The organism is Streptomyces sp. NPDC056527 (assembly GCF_042794475.1).
Lineage (GTDB): Bacteria > Actinomycetota > Actinomycetes > Streptomycetales > Streptomycetaceae > Streptomyces.
Map to the genome: position 1 here is coordinate 1 of NZ_JBHTTQ010000215.1, position 3,769 is coordinate 3,769.

The following is a 3,769-nucleotide window of genomic DNA, read 5'->3' on the forward strand; positions in this document are numbered from 1 at the left end:
CCTTACACCCACCCCCCCCAATACCATTATTCGCTCGGTTGGGTGGGCTGGTTTTTTTTTAAAAGACACAGCCCCCCCCCGCGGGGGCGGGTTGGGCCGCGCGCGGGGGGGCGCCGGCCCCGCCCCCCCGCGGCAGGGGAATCGTCACACCGCCCACCAGACGGTGGTGTCGGCGGGCAGCTCCGCGAAGCCCTCCCCGTGGGAGACGGGCTCGTTGGAGAGAAGGAACCGGCCGGGCAGCGGGACGGAGATGGCCCGACCGGTGGTGTTGGCGGTGCAGACGAAGCCGTCGCGGCGGAAGGAGAGCACGCCCTCGGGCGCCTCCAGCCACTCGATGTCCTCGCCCGCACCGAGCCCGGGCTGCTCGCGGCGCACGGCGAGCGCGCTGCGGTACAGCTCCAGGGTGGAGCCGGGGTCCCCGGCCTGCGCCTCGACGCTGAGCGCGCCCCAGGTGGCGGGCTGCGGCAGCCAGCTGCCGCCGCTGCCGAAGCCGTACGAGCTGCCCTCGACGGTCCACGGGATGGGGACCCGGCAGCCGTCGCGGAAGCCGTCCTGGCCGGTGGCCCGGAAGAACGACGGGTCCTGGCGGACCTCGTCGGGCAGGTCGGTGACGTCCGGCAGGCCGAGCTCCTCGCCCTGGTAGACGTACGCCGATCCGGGCAGCGCCAGCATCAGCAGCGTCGCGGCACGGGCCCGGCGCAGGCCCAGCTCGCGGTCGCCGGGCTCGCGCAGCTGGGTGCCGAGGCCCGCCGGGTTGGCGAAGCGGGTGGCGTGCCGGGTGACGTCGTGGTTGGAGAGCACCCAGGTGGTGGGCGCGCCGACCGGACGCATCGCGGCCAGCGAGGCGTCGATCACCCGGCGCAGCTCCTCGGCGTCCCAATGGGTGCCCAGGTACTGGAAGTTGAACGCCTGGTGCATCTCGTCGGGGCGCACGTAGTGCGCGGTCCGCTCGACGGTCGGGGTCCACGCCTCGGCGACGAGGACGCGCTCTCCGTCGTACTCGGAGAGGACCTGGCGCCAGGAGCGGTAGATCTCGTGGACGCCGTCCTGGTCGAAGAACGGCATGACGTCGTTGCCGAGCAGCTTGAGCTGGTCGTGCGCTCCGATGTCCGGCAGGCCCTCGGCCTTGACCAGTCCGTGGGCGACGTCGACACGGAAGCCGTCGACGCCCATGTCGAGCCAGAACCGCAGGATGGAGCGGAACTCGTCGCGTACGGCGGGGTGCTCCCAGTTGAAGTCGGGCTGCTCCGGAGCGAAGAGGTGCAGGTACCACTCCCCGGGGGTGCCGTCCGCCTCCTCGACCCGCGTCCACGCGGGGCCGCCGAAGATGGACTCCCAGTCGTTGGGCGGCAGTTCGCCGTTCTCGCCCTTCCCCGGGCGGAAGTGGTAGCGCTCGCGCAGCGGGGAGCCGGGGCCCTCGCGCAGCGCGCGCTGGAACCACTCGTGCTGGTCGGAGGAGTGGTTGGGCACCAGGTCGACGATGATCCGCAGGCCCAGCTCGTGCGCCTCGCGGATGAGCGCGTCGGCGTCGAGGAGGCTGCCGAACATCGGGTCGATGGCCCGGTAGTCGGCGACGTCGTAGCCCGCGTCCGCCTGTGGGGAGGCGTAGAACGGGCTGAGCCAGACGGCGTCGACGCCGAGCTCCTTCAGATACGGCAGCCGGCCGCGGATGCCCTCCAGGTCGCCCATGCCGTCGCCGTTTCCGTCGGCGAAGCTGCGTGGGTAGACCTGGTAGATCACCGCGTCTCTCCACCAACCCGTGTGCGTGCCGGTGGTCGGGGCGGCGGCGGGGGCAGCGAGGTGCTGGGTCATGTCTTCCTTGAGAGGTAAGGAGGGGGGTACGTGTGGGGTGTTCAGGGTCAGCCCTTGACGGCGCCGGCGGACATGCCGGTCACCAGGTGCCGCTGGGCGAAGAGGAACACCAGCGCCGCCGGGATGGCGATGAGCACCGAGGCCGCGGACATCGGACCCCACTGGGCGCCGTACTGGTTGACGAACTTCTGCAGTCCGCCGGCCAGCGTGAGGTTCTCGTCGCCGACCATGAAGGCGGACGCGTAGGCGACCTCGCCCCAGGCGGTGATGAAGGAGTAGAACGCGGTCACCGCGAGCCCCGGCTTGGCGAGCGGCAGGATCAGCCGCCAGAAGGTGCCGAACGGGTTGAGCCCGTCCACCTGGCCCGACTCGTCGATCTCGCGCGGGATGGTGTCGAAGAAGCCCTTCATCATCCAGGCGCAGAAGGGGACCGCGATGGTGAGGTACGTGATGACCAGACCGGCGGCCCTGTTCAGCAGGCCGAGCGTCGCCATGATGTTGTAGATCGGCACGATCAGGACGGCGACCGGGAACATCTGGGTGACCAGCAGCGTCCACATCAGTCCGCGCTTGCCGGGGAAGCGGAAGCGGCTGACGGCGTAGCCGGTGGTGGAGGCGACGAAGACGCCGAGGAGCGTGGTGAGGCCCGCGATGAGCAGCGAGTTGCCGAACCATGCGAGGAACTCGGTGTTCTCCAGCAGGTCGGTGTAGTTCGCGAGCGTCGTCTCCTTGAAGAAGTCGGTCGTGGTCGCGTACTTCGCCGGCTTGAGCGAGGTGAGCAGGACCCACAGCACCGGGAAGACGGCGATCACGGAGGCGACGATCAGGGTGGTGTGCAGCCCGATCGAGGCGAGCGGCGAGCGGCGGCCGCGCCGGGGGGCGTTGGTCGCGGTGGTCTGTGCGGTGGTCACCAGACTTCTCCCTGCTTGCGGAGGACTCGCCGGTAGATCGCGGCGAAGCCCATCAGGAGGATCAGGATGAGGACGCCCCAGGTGGACGACTGGGCGAAGTCACGGGGGCTGATCTCGAAGGAGAACTTGTACGCCTGGGTGACCAGGATCTGGGTGGCCTCGCCTGGCCCGCCCCGGGTGAGCAGGAAGATCACCGGGAACATGTTGAAGGTCCAGATGGTGCTCAGCAGGATCACGGTGGTGGAGACCGAGCGCAGCCCGGGCAGCGTGATGTTCCGGAAGCGCTGCCAGGCGTTGGCGCCGTCCATCTCGGCGGCCTCGTAGAGCTCACCGGGGATGGACTGCAGTCCGCCGAGCAGGGCGACCATCATGAAGGGGACGCCCAGCCAGACGTTGACGGCGATGACCGAGAACTTGGCCCAGGTGGGGTCGTTGAGCCACGGCACGGCGTCGATGCCGCCGCCGGCGAGGATCTGGTTGAGCATGCCGCGGCGCTCGTCGTACAGGAAGCGCCAGGCGAAGACCGAGACGAAGCCGGGCACGGCCCAGGGCAGGATCAGCATCATCCGGTAGAAGGAACGGCCGGCGATCTTGCGGTTGAGGATGTTGGCGAGGCCGAGGCCGAGGCCGAAGGTGACGGAGACACAGCACACCGTCCACACCAGCGTCCAGCCGAGGGTGCTGAAGAACTGCCCCCCGTTGAGAGCCTCGACGTAGTTGTCCAGGCCGACGAACTCGTAGGTCGCGGGGATCTCGTTGACGCCGATGCTCCGCGCGACGTTGCGCTCGTTGGCGTCGGTGAGCGACAGGTAGATCCCGCGTACCAGCGGGTACCCGATGATCACGCCGATCACGATCACCACCGGAGCGACCATCGCCCAGGCGTACCAGTGTGTGGAGAGGGAACGGCGCGCCTTTCCCCCGGGGGTGCCAGTACCACGGTGGCGGGGGGGGGGGGCCGGGCCCCCCCCCGTCGTGGTCCACCGGGCGCCCGCCCCGGCGGCCGGGGGGGGGGGGGCCCACCGCCGGGTAGGAGGTGCCCACCC

The 3,769-nt window shown here is 70.1% G+C and carries 3 protein-coding genes; all 3 read right to left on the bottom strand.

The genetic code is table 11. The annotated features are described in order from the left end of the window. Window positions 1–144 precede the first annotated feature (144 nt). Window positions 145–1,812, bottom strand: a complete 1,668-nt coding sequence (locus ACFQ7Q_RS37840; RefSeq protein WP_383563724.1) for an alpha-amylase family glycosyl hydrolase — start codon at window positions 1,810–1,812, stop codon at window positions 145–147. Window positions 1,813–1,859: 47 nt separating this feature from the next. Continuing rightward, window positions 1,860–2,726, bottom strand: a complete 867-nt coding sequence (locus tag ACFQ7Q_RS37845; RefSeq protein WP_383563730.1) for a sugar ABC transporter permease — start codon at window positions 2,724–2,726, stop codon at window positions 1,860–1,862. Then, window positions 2,720–3,769, bottom strand: a 1,050-nt coding sequence (locus ACFQ7Q_RS37850) for a carbohydrate ABC transporter permease (protein WP_383563727.1), incomplete at its 5' end; no start/stop codon positions are given. The genes ACFQ7Q_RS37850 and ACFQ7Q_RS37845, both read right to left, overlap by 7 nt.

What these genes read in the sequence shown, in the direction of transcription:
- ACFQ7Q_RS37840 (WP_383563724.1), bottom strand. Translation starts at nt 1,812, where the DNA reads ATGACCCAGCACCTCGCTGCCCCCGCCGCCGCCCCGACCACCGGCACG.